This window comes from Archangium sp. Cb G35, assembly GCF_001896145.1.
Classification (GTDB): domain Bacteria; phylum Myxococcota; class Myxococcia; order Myxococcales; family Myxococcaceae; genus Archangium; species Archangium violaceum.
Map to the genome: position 1 here is coordinate 487,740 of NZ_MPOI01000002.1, position 21,932 is coordinate 509,671.

The 21,932-nt window shown below is 69.0% G+C and carries 13 protein-coding genes; 10 read left to right on the top strand and 3 right to left on the bottom strand.

Annotated elements, in window-relative coordinates:
- Window positions 1-65: 65 nt before the first annotated feature.
- Window positions 66-734, top strand: coding sequence for a TetR/AcrR family transcriptional regulator (locus BO221_RS55365; RefSeq protein ID WP_083680855.1), 669 nt, complete (start codon window positions 66-68; stop codon window positions 732-734).
- Here the strand turns inward: BO221_RS55365 and BO221_RS08415 are convergent.
- Window positions 715-1,266: a hypothetical protein gene (locus BO221_RS08415; RefSeq protein WP_083680856.1), complete on the bottom strand. Its 552-nt coding sequence runs from the start codon at window positions 1,264-1,266 to the stop codon at window positions 715-717. The two genes, BO221_RS55365 and BO221_RS08415, sit on opposite strands and share 20 nt — an antisense overlap.
- 267 nt (window positions 1,267-1,533) lie before the next feature.
- On the opposite strand from BO221_RS08415, the gene BO221_RS08420 reads away from it, so the two are divergent.
- The 5 genes from BO221_RS08420 to BO221_RS08440 all read left to right on the top strand — a co-directional run bounded on the left by BO221_RS08420 (window position 1,534) and on the right by BO221_RS08440 (window position 14,078).
- Window positions 1,534-2,676, top strand: a complete 1,143-nt coding sequence (locus BO221_RS08420) for a metallophosphoesterase (protein WP_369864543.1) — start codon at window positions 1,534-1,536, stop codon at window positions 2,674-2,676.
- Window positions 2,677-2,760: 84 nt separating this feature from the next.
- Entirely contained in the window at window positions 2,761-3,192 is a 432-nt protein-coding gene (locus tag BO221_RS08425; protein ID WP_143195337.1) for a response regulator transcription factor, read from the top strand.
- A gap of 111 nt (window positions 3,193-3,303) precedes the next feature.
- Window positions 3,304-3,858 (top strand): DUF2062 domain-containing protein, encoded by a 555-nt coding sequence (locus BO221_RS08430; protein ID WP_073559869.1) that lies wholly within the window; start codon window positions 3,304-3,306, stop codon window positions 3,856-3,858.
- A 261-nt stretch (window positions 3,859-4,119) separates the two neighbouring features.
- A complete protein-coding gene (locus BO221_RS08435; protein WP_304528696.1) occupies window positions 4,120-11,364 on the top strand; it encodes a myxosortase-dependent M36 family metallopeptidase in 7,245 nt (2,414 codons plus the stop codon).
- 344 nt (window positions 11,365-11,708) lie between these two features.
- Window positions 11,709-14,078, top strand: a complete 2,370-nt coding sequence (locus tag BO221_RS08440) for a choice-of-anchor D domain-containing protein (RefSeq protein ID WP_255408447.1) — start codon at window positions 11,709-11,711, stop codon at window positions 14,076-14,078.
- Window positions 14,079-14,134: 56 nt separating this feature from the next.
- Here BO221_RS08440 and BO221_RS08445 read toward each other — a convergent pair whose 3' ends face one another.
- On the bottom strand, window positions 14,135-14,680 hold the full coding sequence (locus BO221_RS08445; protein WP_073559872.1) for a hypothetical protein: 546 nt from the start codon (window positions 14,678-14,680) through the stop codon (window positions 14,135-14,137).
- A gap of 175 nt (window positions 14,681-14,855) precedes the next feature.
- A complete protein-coding gene (locus tag BO221_RS08450; protein ID WP_073559873.1) occupies window positions 14,856-15,815 on the bottom strand; it encodes a LysR family transcriptional regulator in 960 nt (319 codons plus the stop codon).
- Between the two features lie 73 nt (window positions 15,816-15,888).
- Between BO221_RS08450 and BO221_RS08455 the strand changes: the two genes are divergently transcribed.
- The 4 genes from BO221_RS08455 to BO221_RS08470 all read left to right on the top strand — a co-directional run bounded on the left by BO221_RS08455 (window position 15,889) and on the right by BO221_RS08470 (window position 21,929).
- Complete coding sequence (locus BO221_RS08455) at window positions 15,889-16,899, top strand: aldo/keto reductase (protein WP_073559874.1); 1,011 nt, start codon at window positions 15,889-15,891, stop codon at window positions 16,897-16,899.
- A gap of 182 nt (window positions 16,900-17,081) precedes the next feature.
- The gene (locus BO221_RS08460) at window positions 17,082-19,649 is read left to right on the top strand and encodes a peroxisomal multifunctional enzyme type 2 (protein ID WP_073559875.1); all 2,568 of its coding nucleotides are present in this window, start codon (window positions 17,082-17,084) and stop codon (window positions 19,647-19,649) included.
- Between the two features lie 47 nt (window positions 19,650-19,696).
- On the top strand, window positions 19,697-20,875 hold the full coding sequence (locus BO221_RS08465) for a lipid-transfer protein (RefSeq protein WP_073559876.1): 1,179 nt from the start codon (window positions 19,697-19,699) through the stop codon (window positions 20,873-20,875).
- Window positions 20,876-20,966: 91 nt separating this feature from the next.
- A complete protein-coding gene (locus BO221_RS08470) occupies window positions 20,967-21,929 on the top strand; it encodes a DUF5995 family protein (protein ID WP_073559877.1) in 963 nt (320 codons plus the stop codon).
- The last annotated feature ends 3 nt before the right edge of the window (window positions 21,930-21,932 follow it).

Here is a 21,932-nt window from a genome sequence, read left to right on the forward strand (position 1 = left end):
GTGGAGGGGTGGCTCAGGCCTGGGAGGAGGTGGATTTCCTACCCCATGCGGGTTATTCAGAGGGCATGGCCCGGGTGAAGGGGAGCCGCAACGCCGACTACGAGAAGGAGCGCGAGCGCCTGCTGCAGGCGGTCCGGGAGCGCCTGCTCGCCAGTGACGGGGCGCAGGCGAGCTTCCGCGAGCTGGCCGAGGTGGCCGGGGTGAGCGTGGCCACGCTGCGCCATTACTTCGGCTCTCGCGAAGCGCTGCTGGCGGAGGTGATGACGGACATGCACCAGCGTGGCCTGCCCCACCTGCACGCCACCGCCACGGAGTTCCACGGCCCGGTGCGCGAGTCGCTCCAGTGGTTCCTCCAGCAACTCCTCATCGGCTGGCGCATGGGCGTGGGGGCGGTGCACGCCTTCGGCCTCACCGCGAGCCTGGGCCACGAGAAGCTGGGGCCCGTGTACGTGCAGGAGTTGCTGGAGCCCACGCTGCAGGCCACCGAGGCCCGGCTGTCCCGTCACATCGCGGAGGGAGAGCTGCGCCGCTGCGACGTGCGCCACGCCGCGCTGGAGTTGGTGTGCCCGGTGGTGCTCGGCCTGCTGCACCAGGTTCAACTGGCGGGTTCGCGTTGCCGTCCGCTGGACGTGGAGCGCTTCCTGGCGGACCACCTGGACACCTTCCTCCGCGCCCACGCCCCGGAGCCCCCAGAGCGAAGTCCAGCCGAGCCGCTCAAGGCACGCCGAGGATGAGCCCGAGCGTGGCCAGCGTCATCCCGGTGCCCTGCTTCGCGAGCGCGGGAGGAATGTCGAGGATGACGGGCCGCTCCGGCGCGCCTCCACAGCTGCGCGAGCCCACGTAGCTCCCATCCTTCGTCGCCTTCAGCTCGTAGCTGCACGGGCCCACCGTCCCGGTGAGCTCCTCCTTGCTGAGGTTCAGCTCCGAGAGCCGGCCGTAGAAGGAGCCCCGCGCGCGGGTGACGCCGTTGTCGTCCTCGAAGCTCATCCGCGTCAGCTCCCGGCCCACGGTGCCGCCCAGCTCCTGGCCGTTGAGGCCGAGGAACACCGTCTGGCCAAAGGCCCTCCCGCGCAGCGTCTTTCCATCGCGCGAGAGCTGGAGGTCGGGGCCGGAGACGCTGTCGCCCGTCACGCGGGCCGTGATGGCCGCGTTCGGGGTGCGCAGGTAGAGGTACTGCTTGCCGCCCTGAGCGTCCGCCGCCCCCACCGCGAGCAGGGCGATCATCCCGAGCGCTCGGCCGATTCCCTGGGTGTACAAGGAATTCATGCCGGGAAGATAGGAACGGGGGCACCTCCGTGTGCCGGACCCCTTGGCCGCCCGCTCGTGGGGAGGCGGGGATGGCGGGCTCCGCCAGGACGGCACGGCGGGCGTCCGCCCGGTTGCCGGGCGAGCCCGGGACATGGCCGTTATCCTCCAGCGAGACCGAGCCGCCGGGCACCCTCCGGCGAAGGAGCCATGTCCGTGGAGGTGTCTTCTCCGTCCAGCCGTCCACACGCCGGGCCACGGTCCAGCGGTCCCTCGGGACAGGTGCCCGTGGGTCTCATCCTCCGGGGCCTCCTCCTGTTGACCATGATGGTGGGGCTGGTGGCCGCGCTGCACTACTACCTCGGGGTGAGGCTCGTGTCGGACCCCGGACTCGCGCAGCCGTGGGCGGGGCTCGGCTGGTCGGTGCTCTGGCTCGGCTTCCTGTCCATTCCGGCGGCCATGGCCTCCACGCGGATGAAGCACTCGTGGAAGGAGCAGGCGCTGCATTGGGGCGGCATGCTGTGGATGGGTGTTTTCGGTCTGCTGCTGACGGCCACGGTGGTGGCGGACGGGGTGGGCTGGGTGTGGGGGCTCGTGGGCCCGGTGCCCCTGCTGGCCCAGAACAAGGCCCTGGCGGTGGTGGGCGTGGTGGTGCCCGCGACGCTGTTCGCCTTCCGCACCGCCCGCTCCCCGGCGCGCGTGGAGCGGGTGACGGTGCCGGTGAAGGGGCTGGGCGCGGGACTGTCCGGCATGAAGGTGGTGCAGATCTCCGACATCCACATCGGCCCCACGCTGGACCGGCGCTTCATGCAGCGGGTGGTGGATCAGGTGAACGCGCTCCAGCCCGACGTGGTGGCGGTGACGGGAGACCTGGTGGATGGCGGCGTCTCGCGGCTGCGCGACGAGGTGGCCCCGCTCGCCGGCCTGCGTGCGCCGCTCGGCGTCTATTACGTCACCGGCAACCACGAGTACTACCACGGGGGCGCCGCCTGGTCCGCCGAGGTGGCCCGGCTGGGCCTCACCGTGCTCGACAACGCCCACCGGGTGGTGGAGCGCGGGGGCTCGCGCCTGACGGTGGCGGGCGTGACGGACCTCGAGGGCGGGCGGATGGATCCGTCCCATGCGTGCCGGCCGGACGTGGCGCTCGCGGGCGCTCCGGCGGGCGTTCCCCGGTTGTTGCTGGCGCATCAGCCTCGTGCCGCGATGCTGGCCCGGGACCTGGGCGTGGACCTCCAGCTCTCCGGGCACACCCACGGCGGACAGCTCTTCCCCTTCATGTTCTTCGTGAAGTTGCAGCAGCCCGTCATCCAGGGCCTGGCCACCATCGCCGGGGTGCGCGTCTACACCCACCGCGGCACCGGCTACTGGGGCCCACCGCTGCGCCTGGGGCCCGCGCCCGAGATCGCCGAGCTCACCCTCGTGAGCGCGTAGCTCACGTACGCGCGGTGTTCACGGGTTGTCCTGGCCCCGTGGGATGCGTTGCCCCTGCTTCCTCTCCGGCTGTAGCCTGTGTCCGTGCCTTCCTCGTCCCAAGGCCGGGCCGCCTCCGGGCCCATGCGTGTCCTCTTCGTGGCGGACGACCCCGTGCTGCGCGACACCGCCCGCAGGGAGCTGTCGCCGGCCTTCGAGCTGCTCCCCGTCAACACCTTCGCCCTGGCCCTGCCCCTGCTCGACCTCGAGCCGGCTCCCACCGTCATCGTCCTCGACCTGGGGCTGGCGGACGCCCGGGGCGCGGCGGACTTCCTCGCCACCCTGGTGGAGCGCAACTACCCCGGTCCGCGCGTTCTTTTGTCCAGCAAGTTCCGCCCCGAGGAAGCCTCCACCCTCAGCCAGGCCAGCATCATCCACTTCGCGCTCGCCACGCCGTGGGCCGCCGGTGAGCTGCGTGTTTTCGTGGAGGCCGCGCTCGGCTTCCGCCCCTTCCCGAGCGCCCTTCACGCCATCTGATGTCTGATGGCAGGCGGCCAATCGGGCTCCGCCACGATGTCCTGCGCGCGCCCGCGCTTCGCATTATCCTGGCGCCGTTCCCCGAAAGTGTTTCGAGAAGAGTGGTGCCCCGTGCCGTCGTGGTGGAAGGTTGCCAAGAGGAAGCTCCGGCGCGCGCGCGTGCGATTGCTGCGCGGCTCGGGAGCTCCGGGTGAGATCGCCGGTGGCATGGCGCTCGGGTTGTTCATCGCCGTGCTGCCCGTCATGGGCCTCCAGCTTCCCCTGGCCCTCGCCGCCGCCGAGCTGGTGCGCCGGCTGACGCACTTCCAGCTCTCGCGCGTCGCCGCCGCCGCGGGTGTGTGGCTCAACAACCCCGTCACCGCCGCGCCCGTCTACGGCCTGTGCTACCTCATCGGCCGCCCCATCGCGCACCGCCTCCTTCCGGCTCCTCCCCAGTCCGTGGCGACGGCTGGCGCGGGCTCGTTCGACCTGAGCGCGCTGTCCTTCTCCGGCCCGGATGCGCTCGAGGTGGGGCTCGGCCTCGTCATTGGCGGCGTCGTGCTGGGCGTGCCCACGGCGTGGGTCGGCTACCGCATCACCTACGGCATGGTGTCCCGCCACCAGGCCGATCGTCAGCAGCGCCGGGCCCGCAGGTCTCGTGGCCTGAAGCTCGCCCCCGAGGCGTAGACGCCCGCGCGGCCCGGCCTCCGCCAGGGGGAGCCCGGATTCCGTCCTCGCTGGAGAGGCGGTAGGAAAAAGTATCTGTCGTATTTGAACCCACATACGCCAGGGCACTACGATTTCAACCAGGTGACACTTTTGTCATCTGGGAGTGACCCGGGGTGGCCAGGCGCGCCGCGGCACGTGTGCCGGGGTGGGTTCTCAGGCCGCTCGACGTTTCGAGGACGCTCCCATCTCCGCAGTCGTATGCACAGGGAGCTCCCCCACGTGAGACGGTTGGTTGCCACGCTGTCAGGGCTGGCGCTGGTGTTGTCGGGCACAGGCGCCGCTGCCCGGTCGTTACCGAACTACGATGCACTGCAGGATGTGAAACCCACGGGCCGGAGCTTCAAGCCCGTGGAGGAATCGGTTACGCGCGTTGCCCATCGGGACGAGCGGACGGATTCACCCACGTTCCTCTGGGTCAACAAGGGCAGTGCTCCCGCGAAGCGGGCCGCGCCCTTCGCGCGCATGGCGCCGGAGAAGGCCGCCCTGGCGCAGCTCTCCGAGCACGCCGGCCTCTATGGCCTGAGCTCCTTCGAGTCGGCGGGCGCGCGGGTGCAGTCCATCAGCGAGAACGCGCAGGGCATCAAGGTGGTGACGCTCACCCAGGAGGCTGCGGGCATCGAGGTCTTCCGCCAGTCGCTCCGCCTGCTGCTCAACCGGAGCAATGATCTGGTGGCCGTTTCCGGCTCCCTGTCCAAGCACGCCTCCGCGGACGTGCCTGCCTCGCGGGTGCGCTTCCAGCTGACGGCCTCCGAGGCCATTTCCCTGGCCTACCGGGACCTGACCGGAAGCGAGATGGACAAGAGCCTGCTCGCGCGAGTTGACGCGAAGCGGGAGACCGGCAAGTACGTACACTACGAGCCGGTGTCCTATGCGCGCCCGCTGGCGGAGCGGCTCCTCCTCCCGGCCCGGGCGAAGCAGGTGCTCTACCCGCTGCCGGGCGGACTGGTCCCCGCCTACTACGTGGAGCTCAACACGGGACGCGTGGACAGCAAGGAGTCGGACTACTACTCCTACGTCGTGTCCGCGGCCGATGGCCGGCTGCTGATGCGCAACAACCTGACGGCGGATGCGGAGTACTCCTACCGCGTCTTCGCGGACACCACGCCGCCGTACACCCCGCATGACGGCCCCTCGGGCACCAACGCCACGCCGCACCCCACGGGGACGCCGAGCGGCTTCATCCCGGCGTTCGTGCCGCCCGCGCTGGTCACCCTGCAGAACGTCCCCTTCAGCCGGAACGACCCCTGGCTGCCGGCCGGCGCCACGGTGACCACCGGTAACAACGTGGACGCATACGCGGACCTCGTCGCGCCGGACTTCTACAGCGCGGGCGATCTGCGCCCCAGCGTCACCGCGCCGGGCGTGTTCGACCGGACCATGCTCTTCGACATCGAGCCGAATGCCAATACGGCGCAGATCGCCGCGGCCACCACCAGCCTGTTCTTCTTGAACAACTGGCTGCACGACTGGTTCTACGACTCGGGTTTCGACGAGGCCTCCGGCAACGCGCAGACGAACAACTACGGCCGCGGCGGCCTGGGCAACGACGCCATCCAGGCGCAGGCGCAGGACTACAGCGGTCTCAACAACGCCAACATGGCCACGCCGGCGGACGGCTTCTCCCCGCGCATGCAGATGTACCGCTTCACCGGCCGCAACGCGCTCGTGAAGGTGCAAGCGCCCGCGAGCATCGCGCGTGACATCCAGGCGGGCGTCGCCGCCGAATTCGGTCCGCAGTCCTTCGACGTCGGCGGTGAGGTGGTGTCCGCCCTGGACGGCGTCGGCACCAGCACCGACGCGTGCACCGCGCTGTCGAACGCGGCGGAAGTGGCCGGGAAGATCGCCCTGATCGACCGTGGCAACTGCGACTTCACCGACAAGGTGACGAACGCGCAGAACGCGGGGGCCCTCGGCGTCATCATCGCGGACAACGTGGATGGATGGATCACCAACCTGGGGGGCGCCTCCACCACCATCACCATTCCCACGCTGCGCCTCACGAAGGCGGAGGGCGCGGTGCTGCGCGGTGCCTCCGGGGTCTACGTGCGGCTGTTCCGCTCGTCGCCCCTGAGCCTGGACGGCACGGTGGACAACATCATCGTGGCCCACGAGTGGGGCCACTACATCAGCAACCGCCTCATCGCCAACTCGTCCGGTCTGGTCAACAACCAGGGCCGCGCCATGGGCGAGGGCTGGGGTGACTTCACCGCGCTGCTGATGGTGACGCGCGCGGAGGACGCCCTGGCCGCCGCCAACGCGGACTGGAACGGTGCCTACGGCGCGGCCGAGTACGCCACGCGTGGCAGCTCCCCGGACTCCGCCTTCTTCGGCATCCGCCGCGTGACGTACTCGGCGGACCTGGCCAAGAACGCCCTGATGTTCCGCCATATCTCCGACGGCGTGGCGCTGCCCACCTCGGCGCCCATGGCCCCGGTCGGCGTCAACTCCCAGGTCCACAACTCCGGTGAGGTGTGGGCCACCATGCTGTGGGAGTGCTACGTGTCGCTGCTGCGCGCGCATCCCTTCGCGGAGGCGCAGAGCCGCATGAAGAGCTACCTGGTGAACGGGTTCAAGATGACGCCCGCGGCGCCCACCTACACGGAGGCGCGTGACGCCATCATCGCGGCGGCCACCGCCAACGACCCGGCCGACGGCGAGCGCTTCTGGAAGGCCTTCGCCCGGCGCGGCGCGGGCGTGGGCGCGGTGGCTCCGGACCGCTACTCCACCGACCACGCCGGTGTGGTGGAGAGCTTCAGCGTCGGGACGAATCTGGAGCTCGTCTCCGCCCTGTTCGCCGACGACGTGGCGACCGGCTCCTGCGACATGGACGGCGTCCTGGACAACGGGGAGACGGGACGCATCATCGTCACCGTGCGCAACACGGGCTCGATGCCGGCCAGCAACACCAGCGTCACCGTGCTCTCTCCCTCTCCTGGCGTGACGATGGGCAACGGGGGCTTCTTGCGCTTCCCGGTGATTCCCGTGGGGGAGGAGGCGGAGGTGTCCGTTCCCGTGACGCTCCGCGGCGCGACGAAGGGGCAGATCGTCTCCTTCAACCTCGCCTTCCGTGACGAGGGCCAGGCGGTTCCGGGTGACAAGGTCCACTCGTTCGGTATCAAGACGCATTACGACGAGGCGCCGGCCACTTCCGCCACGGAGACGGTGGAGGCTCGTGCGGTGCCGTGGATGGTCGAGTACAACCCCGCGCTGACCCCGGGCGCTTTCGGGATCGTCGAGTTCATCGCCGACCTCAACCGGGCCTTCTTCGGCCCGAACCTGGGTGCCGCGAGCGACCTGCGCCTCATCACCCCGCCGCTCGAGGTGAGCGCCACGGAGCCGCTCGTCGTCTCCTTCCGCCACGCGCATGACTTCGAGTCCGACTCCACCGGCCACTACGACGGTGCCGTCATCGAGCTCTCCAATGATGGAGGGGCGACGTGGGTGGACGTTGGTGCCCCCCTGTACAACGGCACGCTCGCCACCTACGCGGGCAACCTGAACCCGCTGAATGCCCGGCCCGCCCTCGTGGCGGCGACCCCGGACTTCCCCACGTTCGTGCCCGCGACGCTGAACCTGGGCACCACCTACGCGGGCCAGACGGTGCGGATCCGCTTCCGCATCGGCTCCGACGAGAGCTTCGCGGCGACGGGCTGGTTGCTGGATGACCTGGCCTTCACTGGCATCGTGAACAATCCGTTCACGGGCATCGCCGATGAGAACGGCGTGTGCATGAACCGTGCTCCCATGGCCAACGCCGGCGCGGACCTGACGGCGAACGAGCGCTCGCGCGCGACGCTGTCCGGCAGCGCGTCGGACGCGGATGGTAACGCCCTGAGCTACAGCTGGACGCAGCTGTCCGGCCCGGCGGCGGTGCTCGAGGGCGCCAATACGAGCACCCCGTCCTTCACGGTCCCCGATGTGACCAGTGACACGGATATGGTGCTGCGGCTGACCGTCAGCGATGGCGCGCTCACCGCCAGCGACACCGTGACGGTGCGCGTGTTGAACGTCAACCGTGCGCCCACGGTGAACGCGGGCCTGGATGGCTCGGCCGGCGAGCGCGGCAGCTACACGCTGTCCGGCTCCGCGAGCGACGCGGATGGGGACACCCTCAGCTACCTCTGGACGCAGGTGTCCGGCACGCCGGTGGCGCTGAGCAACTACGACAAGGCGTCCGCCACCTTCGCCACGCCGGAGGTCGCGTTCGACGAGGTGCTCACCTTCCGCCTGACGGTGAGCGACGGTCAGAACAGCGTCAGCGACACGGTGGACGTGGTCATCCACGACGTGAACCGCGCGCCGGTGGTGACGGCGTCCTCGGTGACGGTGGATGAGCGCAGCACGGCCTCCCTCGTGGCCAGCGCCTCGGACGCGGATGGTGATGCGCTGACGTACAGCTGGGTGCAGGTGTCCGGCTCGCCGGTGACGCTCTCCGGGGCGAACACGGCGACGGCCACCTTCTCCGCGGGTGAGGTGAGCGCCGACAGCGTGCTGACCTTCCGCGTGACGGTGAGCGACGGCAAGGCCACGGCCACCCAGGACGTGGTGGTGAACGTGCGTCAGGTCAACCTCGCGCCCACGGTGAACGCGGGCGTGGATGGCTCCGTGAACGAGCACGCGTCCTACACGCTCTCCGGCTCCGCGAGCGACGCGGACGGGGACACGCTGAGCTACAGCTGGGTGCAGGTGTCCGGCACGGCGGTGGCGCTGAGTGGTGCCACCTCGGCGACGGCGACCTTCACCGCGCCGGAGACGGCTTCCGGTGAGACGCTCACCTTCCGTCTGACGGTGAGCGACGGCAAGGCGAGCGTCAGTGACACGGTGAACGTGGTGGTGGTGCCGGTGAACCGCGCGCCGGTGGTGACGTCGCCCGCGGTGACGGTGGACGAGCGGAGCACCGCCTCCCTCGTGGCCACCGCGTCGGACCCGGACGGTGATGCGCTGACGTACAGCTGGACGCAGGTGTCTGGCACGCCGGTCACGCTCTCCGGGGCCAACACCGCGACGGCCACCTTCACCACGCCGGAGACGGCTTCCGGTGAGACGCTCACCTTCCGCGTGACGGTGAGCGACGGCGAGGCCTCGGCCACCCAGGACGTGGTGGTGACGGTGCGTCATGTCAACCGTGCGCCCACGGTGAATGCGGGCCTGGATGGCTCGGCCAGCGAGCGTGGCAGCTACACGCTGTCCGGCTCCGCGAGCGACGCGGATGGGGACACCCTCAGCTACCTCTGGACGCAGGTGTCCGGCACGCCGGTGGCGCTGAGCAACTACGACAAGGCGTCCGCCACCTTCGCCACGCCGGAGGTGTCGCTCGACGAGACGCTCACCTTCCGCCTGACGGTGAGCGACGGCCAGAGCAGCGTCAGCGACACGGTGGACGTGGTCATCCACGACGTGAACCGCGCGCCGGTGGTGACGGCGTCCTCGGTGACGGTGGATGAGCGCAGCACGGCCACGCTCGAGGCCACTGCCTCGGACGCGGATGGTGATGCGCTGACGTACAACTGGGTGCAGGTGTCCGGCACGCCGGTCACGCTCTCCGGGGCGAACACGGCGACGGCCACCTTCTCCACGGGCGAGGTGAGCGCCGACAGCGTGCTCGCCTTCCGCGTGACGGTGAGCGACGGCAAGGGCGGCACTGCCTCCCGTGACGTGACGGTGAACGTGCGCAACGTCAACCGCGTGCCCACGGCCAACGCGGGCGTGGACGGCGTCGTGAACGAGCGGAGCGCCTACACGCTGAGCGGCTCCGCGAGCGACGAGGACGGGGACACGTTGAGCTACAGCTGGGCGCAGGTGTCCGGCACGGCGGTGGCGCTGACCAATGCCACCTCGGCGACGGCTGCCTTCACCGCGCCGGAGACGGTCTCCGGTGAGACGCTCACCTTCCGTCTGACGGTGAGCGACGGCAAGGCGAGCGCCAGCGACACGGTGAACGTGATGGTCGACCCGGTGAACCGCGCTCCGGTGGTGACGGTGCCCGCGGTGACGGTGGACGAGCGCAGCACGGCCACGCTCGAGGCCACCGCCTCGGACCCGGACGGTGACGCGCTGACCTATAGCTGGACGCAGGTGTCCGGCACGCCGGTGGCGCTCTCCGGGGCCAGCACGGCCCGGGTCACCTTTTCCACGGGCGAGGTGAGCGCCGACAGCGTGCTCACCTTCCGCGTGACGGTGTTCGACGGCTTCACCAGCACCAGCTACGACGTGGCGGTGACGGTGCGCAACGTCACCACCAACCGCGCGCCCACGGTGAACGCGGGCGTGGACGGCACCGCGAACGAGCGGAGCGTCTACACGCTGAGCGGCTCCGCGAGCGACGCGGACGGGGACGCTCTCAGCTACGCCTGGGTGCAGGTGTCCGGTACCCCGGTGGCGCTGACCGGTGCCAACACGGTGTCCGCCAGCTTCACCGCGCCGGAGACGGATTCCGGCGAGACGCTCTCCTTCGTGCTGACGGTGAGCGACGGCACGGCGAGCGTGAGCGACACGGTGAACGTGGTGGTGGTGCCGGTGAACCGCGCGCCGGTGGTGACGGCGTCTCCGGTGACGGTGGACGAGCGGAGCACCGCCTCCCTCGTGGCCACCGCGTCGGACCCGGACGGTGACGCGCTGACCTACAACTGGGTGCAGGTGTCCGGCCCGGCGGTGGAGCTCTCCGGTGCCAACACCGCGACGGCCACCTTCTCCACCGGGGAGGTGCCCGCGGACCGCGTGCTCACCTTCCGCGTGACGGTGAGCGACGGCGAGGCCTCGGCCACTCGTGACGTGACGGTGAACGTGCGCAACGTCAACCGCGCGCCCACGGCCAACGCGGGCCCCGCGATCTCCGCGGTGTCCCAGACCACCGTCAACCTCGAGGGCAGCGGCCTCGACCCCGACGGCGGCACCCTGACGTACCAGTGGACGCAGGTGGGTGGTCCGTGGGTGACGCTGGCGGGGGCTGACACCGCCACGCCGTCGTTCCTCGCTCCGGCCGTGAGGTCGAGCACCGACCTCGTCTTCCGGCTGGTGGTGCGCGATGGCTCGCTCTCCAGCGATCCCTCCACCGTCACGGTCACCGTCTCGCCCTCTGGCAACCAGGCTCCGGTGGCCAAGGCCCGCATCCTCCTCTCTGGCAGCCAGGAGTCGATGACGCTCGACGGCTCGGCCTCCAGCGATGTGGATGGGGACGCGCTCTCCTACCAGTGGGAGCAGATCGGCGGCCCGGCCATGCAGCTCGCCAACGCGAACCAGGCGGTGCTGAACGTGGATGTGCCCGCGAGCGGTACCTACAGCTTCCGTCTCACCGTGACGGATGCCCGTGGTGCCTCGCACAACACCACCGTGGAGGCCACGGCCACGCTGTCCACGTCCACGCCGGATCCGGGCGGCTGCTCCTCCACCGGCACGGGCGCCCCGGCCAGCGTGCTCGGCCTGGCGCTCCTCGGCCTGCTGCGCCGCCGCCGCTGGCTGAACTGACATACCGCCGCCCTCCTCCTCTGGTTGTTCCGGAGGGGGAGGGGGGTGGAGTCTGAATCGTCGTGCCCCGGCGGCCGGCCCCTGTCACCCAGGTGCCGGCCGCCGGTGTTTCGGGGAACGCTCCATGGCTTTGGTTCCTCCTGGGAGCCGTGGTTTGCCTGTATTTGGTTGTGCCAGGAATCGGTTAGCGTGCGCCCCTTCATCGAGATGGTTGGGAGCGACAATTGCTTCGATTCAAAGCCCTGCTTGTCCTGTGTCTTGGCTTGTTGGCTGCCTGTGAGCCCCCGGAATCACCGTCCCAGACCCTGGCGGGGAGCAAGCTCGCGCTGAGCTCCACCTCGGCGGTGGAGACATCCGTGTCCGCACTGGACTTCGGCAAGCAGCCCGTGACGGTGGTGAGCGAGCCCCTCTCGTTGATGATCAGGAACTCGGGCACGGCCGAGCTGGAGATCACGCGTTTCATCCATCCCTCCGTGTTCTCCATCTCGCCATCGCCCACGGAGAGCGCGCCGCTGAGGATTGGCGTGGGCCAGATGGTGCCCGTCTATGTGTCCTTCACCCCGAGGACCCTGGGGATGGTGGAAGGCCGGCTCGACATCATCAGCAATGCCGTCACGGCGGCTCCTTCCGTGTCCCTGAAGGGCATTGGCATCGACGGACGGATGAGCCTGACGCCCTCCTCCCTGTCCTTCTCGGGTGTGGACGTGGGGGCTCCTGGTGTGGCGCGGAGCGTGACGCTCACCAACTCGGGCGAGTACAAGCTGACGGTCACGGGCGTGGATCCTCCCGAGGATGCGGCATTCACCGTCTCCGGTCTGCCTCCGGGAACGGTGCTGCAGCCGGGCGAGGATCGGCCGTTCACGGTCACCTTCAAGCCCGTGAGGCGCGGCTATGCCGGCGCCTCCACCGTCATCCGGAGTGATTCCGTGTTGAACCCCACCCTTCATCTATCGATGGATGGCACGGGACTCGCCGCCGCCGTGGAGGTGCTGCCTGCCGACCTCTCCTTCGGTAGAGCCAACGTGGGGGTGCCCACCTCCCAGAACCTCTCCATCAAGAACACGGGAGAGCGGGAGCTGTACGTCTCGAACATCGCCTTCGTGGATGCTCCAGCAGGAGCCCCGGGCGCGGCGCTGGATTTTGGCGTCGGCGGCTCGGTGACGTTTCCCTTGGCGGTGAAGCCCTCGGAGAGTGTCCTCGTCCCGATCCTGTTCACCCCGCAGGCGTTGGGCCTGCGTCAGGCCCGGGCCATCGTCTACACGAATGACAAGGCCGTGGAGGTGAACCTCCAGGGGGAGGGAACCTCGCCGGTCCTGAAGCTGTCGTCGCCGGGTCTGGAGTTTGGAAGCGTGCGGGTGGGCAGTCCTTCCGCGCCGCGCGTCCTCCGGCTCACCAACACGGGCACGGGTGTGCTCACCGTGCGTTCCCTGGTGGTGGGGGGCGCGGACGTGGCTTCCTTCCTCCTGACGTCGCCCGCGTTGCCCTTCTCCCTGGTGCCGGGGGCCACCTCGGAGATCGCCGTGACGTTCAAGCCGGAGGCGGAGCGGGTTTTCGCGGCCCAGCTCGTGGTGGAGTCGAACGACACGTATATGCCGGGCGTGGTGGTTCCGATGTCCGGTGTGGGCGTTCGCCAGCAACTCCAACTCTCGACGCCGGTGCTGGAGTTCGGCAGGCAGCTCATCCACTACCCCTCGAGCCCGCGCACGGTGCGCGTCATCAACAACAGCGACTCGCCCGTCACCCTCACGGCGGTGACGGTGGAGGGAGCGGGCGCCTCGCGGTTCTCGGTGATGGTGCCGCCGCTGCCGCTCTCGCTGGGGCCCCGTCAGGAGCAGGAGGTGATGGTGCGCTTCACCCCCTCGTCCGAGGCCGAGGTGGACTGTGTGTTGAAGTTCTCCTTCAGCGAAATGCCGGACCCGCTCGGAGTGGAGCTGAATGGCAAGGGCATTCCCGCGGTGCTCTCCGTCATGCCCACGCCGCTGGATTTTGGTGCGGTGCGCGTTGGGGGCGCCCAGCGCGTGCAGCCGCTCACCCTCACCAACCTGAGCAGCGATCCCATCATCCTCGCCGCGCCGGAAGTGACGTACGCCACGGGCGTGCCCTTCCTGTATGACGAGGCCCTCGTGCGGGATCGCACGCTGGAGCCCGGCATGTCCATCATCGTGCCGGTGGGCTACCAGCCCATGGTGGAGACGCTGTCCGAGACCCAGCTGTCCTTTGGCACCACCTTGCCGCCGAAGCCCCGCTCGGCGGAGGTCCAGCTCGAGGGCAGGGCGGTACAACGCTTCCTGAGCGTGGATCGGACGCGCCTGGAGTTTGGCCAGGTGGCCGCGGGTACGCAGGTGGCGCCCAGGGACATCACCATCACCAATCACTCCTCACAGCCGCAGCGCGTGGTGGTGAAGCTGAAGAACCTCGAGGGGACGCCTTTCTCGTTGGAGGCGAAGGCCCTGGCCGAGCCCCTCCCGCCGGGAGGAAGCGCGACCATCTCGGTGGCCTTCGAGCCCCAGACGGAGGGCGAGGCCGAGAATGAAGTGGAGGTGTGGTTGCAGGGAGAGACGGAGGCCGAGGCGCTGATTCCGGTGACGGGAAGCCTCGAGGCGCCGGAGCAGGCGGGTGGATGCGCCTGTGACAGCACCAGCGCGGGGAGCGCGGGAATGCTGGCGCTGTTGGCGCTGGTGGGCCTGGGTTCCCGGCGCCGGCGGAACGGTTAGTCCATGAGGGGCCGGAAGCCGCCAGTCACAGCGGCTTCCGGCTTCGCTGTCCGTGCTCAGTCCTCGAACGAGTCGTACTTGCACCCGGAGTTGACTGGCTCCGACTGTCCGCCCATGTCGTGCGGGACGCCGACCTCCACGGTGCTCGTGCACGTGTTGCCCTTGCTGTCCTTCGCCGTGAAGGTGATGCAGTACACGCGCCCGTCTTCCTGGCCGCTGCGCTCCGCCCGCACCTGCACCCGGTCCCGGTAATCGCCCACCCACCTCGCGTCCGGTTCCGTGTTGCCGTCACCCGGGCCATTCACGGGCTCGTCCTGCAGCACCTTCTTGATGGTCACCCTGAAGGGCTTTCCGTAGTCGTCCTTTCCGCTCAGCCTGACGGTGTGGAACTTGTGGTTCGGCGGCCACAGCAGCTCCGGGTCCGCCTTCACCTTCTTGCAGGAGGGCTTGTCTCCCTCGAGCGCGCTCACGTCACCTTCGTCCAGCGCCAGCTCCTCCTGCTCATCCGTGGGGCCCTCGTCCTCCATCGGGCCACCGCAACCGGAGACTCCCAGCATCGCCACCAGCGTGAAGAGTGCCGTCTTCGTCCAGGTTCCACGCATGTCCCATCCCTCCGTGCCTCATGCCGGGCGGGTCCTGTCACGAGCCCGCCTCCGCTCTTCAGGGTGGGGATCGGGAGGTGCCTTCTTCCATCGGGCGTCAGGGTGGGCGCTCTGCTCCCGCTCTCACGCGCGAGTGGCACTCGCGTACAGGGGGAACGCCCCTCCGCATGCCTGCTCACTCACGGGCGGTCATGGACGCCTGGGCCCTCTTCGAAGAAGCCGGGCCCTGCGCCGCCTCCGCCACTCGCACCACCCGCTCGCGCATGAAACGGATGGCCTCGTCGTCCTCGACCGTGCTCCGCCAGAGCAGCTCCATGGGCGCGCTCCCCAGGGACATGGGTGGTGCGACCGTACGCAGGTTCGGACGCACCGAGATGACCTCCCGGGCGACCATGGCGGGCACCGTGGCGAGCAGGGCGCTGCCCTCCACGAGCGCACCCACGCTGTGGAACGTGGGAACCGACACCCGCACGCGCCGCTGGACCCCCAGCATGTCCTCGACAATGCCTCGCAGATCCCCGTTGTACGAGACGATGACGTGCTCGTGCGCGAGGTAGCGCTCCAGGGTCAGGGTTCTTCCCAGCCGGGTGTGCCGTGGGTCGAAGAGACACACGAATCCTCCCGTGAACAGCTCGAGGCGCCGCGTGCCCGCGGGCAGTTCGTCGGCCACCGTCACCGCGAGGTCCACCGCCGCGGAGCTCAGGGCCTCGGCGATGGTGCGGAACTGCACCGGAACCACGATGAGCCTCATGCGGGGTGCCTCCTCGGCGAGCAGCCGGAGGAGCGGCGGGAGGAGCCAGGCTTCGTTCGAGTCCGAGAGGCCAATCCGCACCGTCCGCTCGCTCGTCTTCGCGTCGAACGCCGCTGGAGCGACGGCCGCCTCGACGAGCGCCTGCAGGTGCGGTTGCGCCGTGGTGAACAGGCGCCGCCCCCGTGTCGTGAGCGCGAGCCCTCGTCCCGCCCGGACGAACAGCGGTGCACCCACCGCCGTGGTGAGCCGCCTCAGCGCCGCGCTCACCGCCGGCTGTGTGAGGTAGAGGCGGCTCGCCGCCTCGGTGACGCTGCCCGCCTCCGCCACCACCACGAAGACTCGCAGCAGGTTGAGGTCGAGATCCTTTTCATAGATGCCGTGCATGATTCAGATACATCCTATTCATTGGATTTCAGCGTGTCGATCCATAGTCTTTGCGCAGAAGGAGAGACGAACGATGAGCACGCACGACTCGAAGCAGACGCAGCGCACGGTGAAGCTCGGCTCCACGGGCCCCGAGGTATTCCCGCTGGGACTCGGCTGCATGGGAATGTCTGGCATGTACGGTGCCACCGATGACGCCGAGAGCATCCGCACCATCCAGACCGCCATCGATCGCGGCGTCACGTTGATCGACACCGGTGACTTCTACGGCATGGGCCACAACGAGATGCTCGTGGGCAAGGCCATCGCCGGCCGCCGGGAGAAGGTCCAGCTCTCCGTGAAGTTCGGCGCGCTCCGCGGCCCGGATGGCAGCTGGGGCGGCGTGGATACGCGCCCCGCCGCCGTGAAGAACTTCGTCGCCTACAGCCTGAAGCGTCTGGGCGTGGACGTCATCGACATCTACCGCCCCGCCCGGCTCGATCCCAACGTCCCCATCGAGGACACCATCGGCGCCATCGCGGAGCTCGTGAAGGCTGGTTATGTGCGCCACATCGGCCTCTCCGAGGTTGGCGTCGAGACCATCCGCCGCGCCCACCGCGTCCACCCCATCGTCGATCTGCAGATCGAGTACTCGCTCGCCAGCCGCGGCCCCGAGGCGGAGATCTTCCCCGCGCTCGCCGAGCTAGGCATCAGCGCCACCCTCTACGGTGTCTTCTCGCGGGGTCTCCTCACCGGCAGCAAGCCCAAGGGCTCGGGCGACTACCGCGCGTATCTGCCCCGCTTCACCGGCTCGAACCGGGAGAAGAACGAGGATGTCGTGGGTGAGCTCCAGCGTTTCGCCCGGGAGCGGAACATGTCCCCGGGGCAGCTCGCCGTCTCCTGGGTGCTCGCGCGCCAGCCCACTCTCGTTCCCGTGGTGGGGGCAAAGACTGTCGCGCAGCTCGAGGACTCGCTGGGTGCTCTGAATCGGACCTTGTCCAAGGAGGACCTCTCGGCCCTCGATTCCATCGTGAACATCTCCGGCGAGCGGTATGGCGCGGAACAGATGAAGCACCTCGACAGTGAGCGCCACGCGCATCCGTAACGCGGAGCGTCGTTTCGCTCGGCGAACTTCTGGCGCGCTCTTGGCGCACACGGAGTCAAACCCGGGGGGCGTGGCACCCTCACCCCGTCCCTCTCCCGAGGGGAGAGGGGTTCTTGGGTTGGATTGACTCACTTGTCAAAGTGACCGGCTCGTCGTCTGCTCTCGCTCCGCAAGGAGACTGAATGGGCAACGAGCTTCGTTTCGACGGGAAGGTCGCCATCGTCACCGGTGCCGGTAATGGCCTGGGCCGCTCTCACGCGCTGCTGCTCGCGAGCCGTGGAGCGAAGGTGGTCGTCAATGACCTCGGCGGTTCCAGCACCGGCGGCGGCCGTGGTTCCGAGGCCGCCGACAAGGTGGTCGCTGAAATCAAGGCCGCTGGCGGCGAGGCCGTCGCCAACTACGACTCCGTCGAGGACGGCACGAAGATCGTCCAGACCGCGCTCGATACCTGGAAGCGCGTGGACATCGTCATCAACAACGCTGGCATCCTCCGCGATACCAGCTTCCAGAAGATGACCGAGCAGGACTGGGAGCTCATCTACCGCGTCCACGTGCTCGGCGCCTTCCGCGTCACCCAGGCCGTCTGGCCCCACCTGCGCGACCAGGGCTACGGCCGCATTCTCTTCACCGCTTCCGCCGCCGGCATCTACGGCAACTTCGGCCAGGCCAACTACAGCATGGCCAAGCTCGGCCTCGTCGGCTTCGCCAACACGCTCGCCATCGAGGGCCGCAAGAAGAACATCCTCGTCAACGCCATCGCCCCCATCGCTGGCAGCCGCATGACCGAGACCATCCTCCCCAAGGAGGTCGTCGATGCGCTCCGCCCCGAGTACGTCAGCCCGCTCGCCGCCTGGCTCTGCCACGAGGACTGCCAGGAGACCGGCGCTCTCTTCGAGGTGGGCGGTGGCTTCATGGCGAAGCTCCGCTGGGAGCGCACCCGCGGCAAGGTGTTCAAGCTCGGCCGCGCCATCTCTCCCGAGGCCGTCCAGAAGTCCTGGGAGTCCATCACCGGCTTCACCGGCGCCACCCACCCCACCGACGTGGCCTCCGGCATGCAGCCGGTCATGGACAACCTCACCTCCCAGAGCAAGGGCGGCAACGAGTTCATCGACGTCGACGCCGCGCTCGGCTACGAGTTCCCCGAGACCCGCTCCTCCTATGACGAGCGTGACCTCTCGCTCTACGCGCTCGGCGTGGGCGCCGCGCAGGATCCGCTCGACACGAAGGAACTCCAGTACGTCTACGAACTCCACGGCGAGGGCTTCCGCCCGCTGCCCACCTACGGCGTCATCCCCGCCCTCAACTCCGTCCTGAAGATGTCCGCCGAGGGCAAGCAGGCCCCGGGGCTCAACTACGGCCTGGACCGCGTCCTCCACGGCGAGCAGTACACCGAGCTGCTCCGCCCGCTGCCCGCCAAGGCCACGCTGCGCCACAAGGGCCGCATCAAGGACATCTTCGACAAGGGCAAGAACGCGCTCGTCGTCACCGAGGTCACCAGCTACGACGCGCAGACGGGCGAGCCGCTCGTGCGCAATGAGATCACCACCTTCGTCCGCGGCGCGGGCGGCTGGGGGGGCGAGCGCGGGCCCGTGACGGACATTCCTCCCCCGGAGCGCGCACCCGACGCCGTCATCACCGAGAAGACGCACGAGAACCAGGCGCTCCTCTACCGGCTGTCTGGTGACTGGAACCCGCTGCACGCCGACCCCGAGTTCGCCCGGAACTTCGGCTTCCAGAAGCCCATCCTCCACGGCCTGTGCACCTTCGGCTACGTGGGCCGCCACGTCATCAAGGCCTTCGCCAACGGAGACCCGCGCCTCTTCAAGAGCATCCGCGTGCGCTTCGCCGACACCGTGCTGCCCGGTGAGACGCTCCGCACCGAGATGTGGAAGGACGGCGAGCGCGTCATCATCCGCTGCAAGGCCGTCGAGCGCGACAAGGTCGTCATCAGCAACGCCGCCGTGGAGCTGCACAAGGAGATTCCCACGGCCCAGGCGAAGCCCGCCGCGCAGGCCAGCGCTCCCGCCGCGGCCAGTGGAAGCTCCGCCAGCGCCAGGGTCTTCGGGGCCATTCGCGCCTATGTGGCCCAGCACCCCGAGCTCATCACCCAGGTGGCCAACGTCTACCTCTTCAAGCTCACCCAGCCGGACAGCGCCTGGACGCTGGACCTCAAGAACGGCGCGGGCTCGGTGCAGGAGGGCGCCCAGGGCAAGGCCGACTGCACCCTGGAGCTCACCGACGCGGACTTCCTCGCCATGACCTCCGGCAAGGCGGATCCGCAGAAGCTCTACTTCGGCGGCAAGCTGAAGATCACCGGCAACGTGATGGCCTCGCAGAAGCTCGGCTTCCTCGCGAAGGTGGGGCCGGCGGGGGAGGGCTCGGCTCCCGCGAAGGCGTCCGCGGCTCCGGCTCCGGACTCGGGCGGCGAGAAGACGGGGAACGGCCAGGCTCCGGCCATCTTCAAGGCGCTCGGCGAGCGGCTGGCGCAGAAGCCCGAGCTGGCCCGCGAGCTGGGTGCTGTCATCCAGTTCCTCGTCACCGGCCCCAAGGGCTCCTGGGTGGTGGACGGTCGGGAGACTCCGGGCGTGCGCGAGGGGACTGTCGAGAAGCCAGACACCACGGTGCGCATCTCCGACGAGGATCTGGTCACCTTGAAGGAAGACCCGCAGTCCATCACGCGGTTGTACATGCAGGGCAAGCTGCGCGTGGACGGGGATGTGCTGGCGGCCCGGCGCCTGCGTTTCCTGTAACCCACCGGATGGTCATCAATCCGCTCCAAGAGAAAGGGACAACAACCATGGGACGTCGAGTCAATGTCATCGGAGTGGGGATGGTGAAGTTCGCCAAGCCGGGCGCCAGCGAGGAGTACGACGTCATGGCGTCCAAGGCGGCGCAGGCGGCCATCAAGGACGCCGGCATCTCCTATGGCGACATCCAGCAGGCCTATACGGGTTACGTCTTCGGTGACAGCACCTGTGGCCAGCGCGCCGTGTACTCGGTGGGCCTCACCGGTATCCCCGTCATCAACGTGAACAACAACTGCTCCACCGGCTCCACCGCGCTCTACCTCGCGCGCCAGGCCGTCGAGGGCGGCATGGCCGAGTGCGTCCTCGCGCTCGGCTTCGAGAAGATGGAGAAGGGCGCGCTCGCCTCCAAGTTCGACGACCGCGCCAATCCGCTCGAGCGCCACGTGGACACCATGAACCGCGCCCAGGGCATGAATCAGTCGCCCTTCGCCGCGCAGATGTTTGGCGGCGCCGGCCGCGAGTACCGCTGGAAGTACGGCACGAAGCGCGAGACCTTCGCGAAGATTTCCGAGAAGGCCCGCAAGCACGCCAGCAAGAACCCCTTCGCGCTCTTCACCCAGACGCTCTCGGTGGAGGAGGTCCTCGCCTCGGACGAGGTCTTCGATCCGCTCACCCGCTTCCAGTGCTGCCCGCCCACGTGCGGCGCCGCCGCGGCCATCGTCTGCTCGGATGAGTTCGCCCGGAAGCTGGGACACTCCAACCCCGTGTACATCGCCGCCCAGTCGATGACCACGGACCTGCCCTCCAGCTTCGGCGACAGCATGATCAAGATGGTCGGCTTCGACATGGCCGCCCTCGCCGCGAAGCAGGTGTACGAGAAGTCCGGCCTCGGCCCCGAGGCTGTGGACGTCGTCGAGCTGCACGACTGCTTCACCGCCAACGAGCTGCTCACCTACGAGGCGCTCTCCCTGTGCAAGGAGGGCGAGGCGGAGAAGTTCATCTGGGACGGCGACAACACCTACGGCGGGAAGTTCGTCACCAACCCCTCGGGCGGGCTGCTCTCCAAGGGCCACCCGCTGGGCGCCACGGGTCTCGCGCAGTGCACGGAGCTCGTCTGGCAGCTCCGTGGCCAGGCCGAGCAGCGCCAGGTCGAGGGCGCCCGCGTGGCGTTGCAGCACAATCTCGGCCTCGGCGGCGCGTGTGTGGTGACGATGTACCGCCGCGACTGAGCGGGCAGGCGGGCGATGGCGGCCCGCGTCACAAATGGCGCTCTCCCTCTCCATCCGCCCTGGACGACGGGAACCGAGAGGGAGAGTTGCCATGGATGATACCTCCACCGCTCCGCTGCTTGAGTGCGGCGCCGATTGCAGGGACGCGCGCCACCAGCCCCGGACCACGGGCGAGGCGCTGTGCTGCATGGAGAAGGAGCTGAAGATGCTCTACGCGCGCAATGACGGGCGCGCCATCTTCCTGCGCGCCTATTACGTCATGACCGCGCAGGTGAACGCGGCGGTCCATGGGACGGGGGATTTCGAGCAGACGGGCCCCATCTTCTTCGACCCCTCCTGGGTGGATCGGCTCGCGGGCCGGTTCGCGGGGCTCTACTTCGAGTCCCTCACGCGCTCACGGGCGTGCTACCCCGACAACAAGCCCATCTGCGAGGCCTGGGGCCTGGCGATGGAGCAGGCCGCGAGGCCCCGGCCGAGCATCCTTCTGTGCATGCTGCTCGGCATCAATGCCCATATCAACTTCGACCTGGCCCAGGGCATCCATGACGTCGTCCGCGAGGATTTGCTGCGCCTGCGGCACGAGGTGAGGGAGCCGGGGGCGAGGGAGCGCCGGACCCTGGAGCTCATGGCGCGGTGGAAGTTCGACCATGACCAGATGAACAACGTCCTCGTGCGCACCAACCCGAAGCTCCAGGAGGTGTTGGGCCGGGAGTTCCGGGGAGCCATGGGCCTGTTGAGCAGGGCGGGTGGAATGTTCGACGAGCTCGCCACCAGCGCGGGGCTCCGGTACTACCGCGACCGCGTCTGGAACAACGTGCTCGGGTTGCTGGCGGCGGGACCCGAGGAGCGTGAGAAGGTGAAGCTGCGGCTGGGCTGGGAGTCCCAGCAGATGGCCGAGTTCCTCATCAAGGGTGGCTGGCTCAACAACGCGGTGTTCCGCCTGGACAGGGGCCTGCGCCGGGCACGCATCGAGGGCAGGTTCCAGCCCGAGCTGGATGGGGTGGAGGTCCACGCGGGGGGAAGCATGGGCTACCGGCTCCAGCGGCCCTTCTGAGCC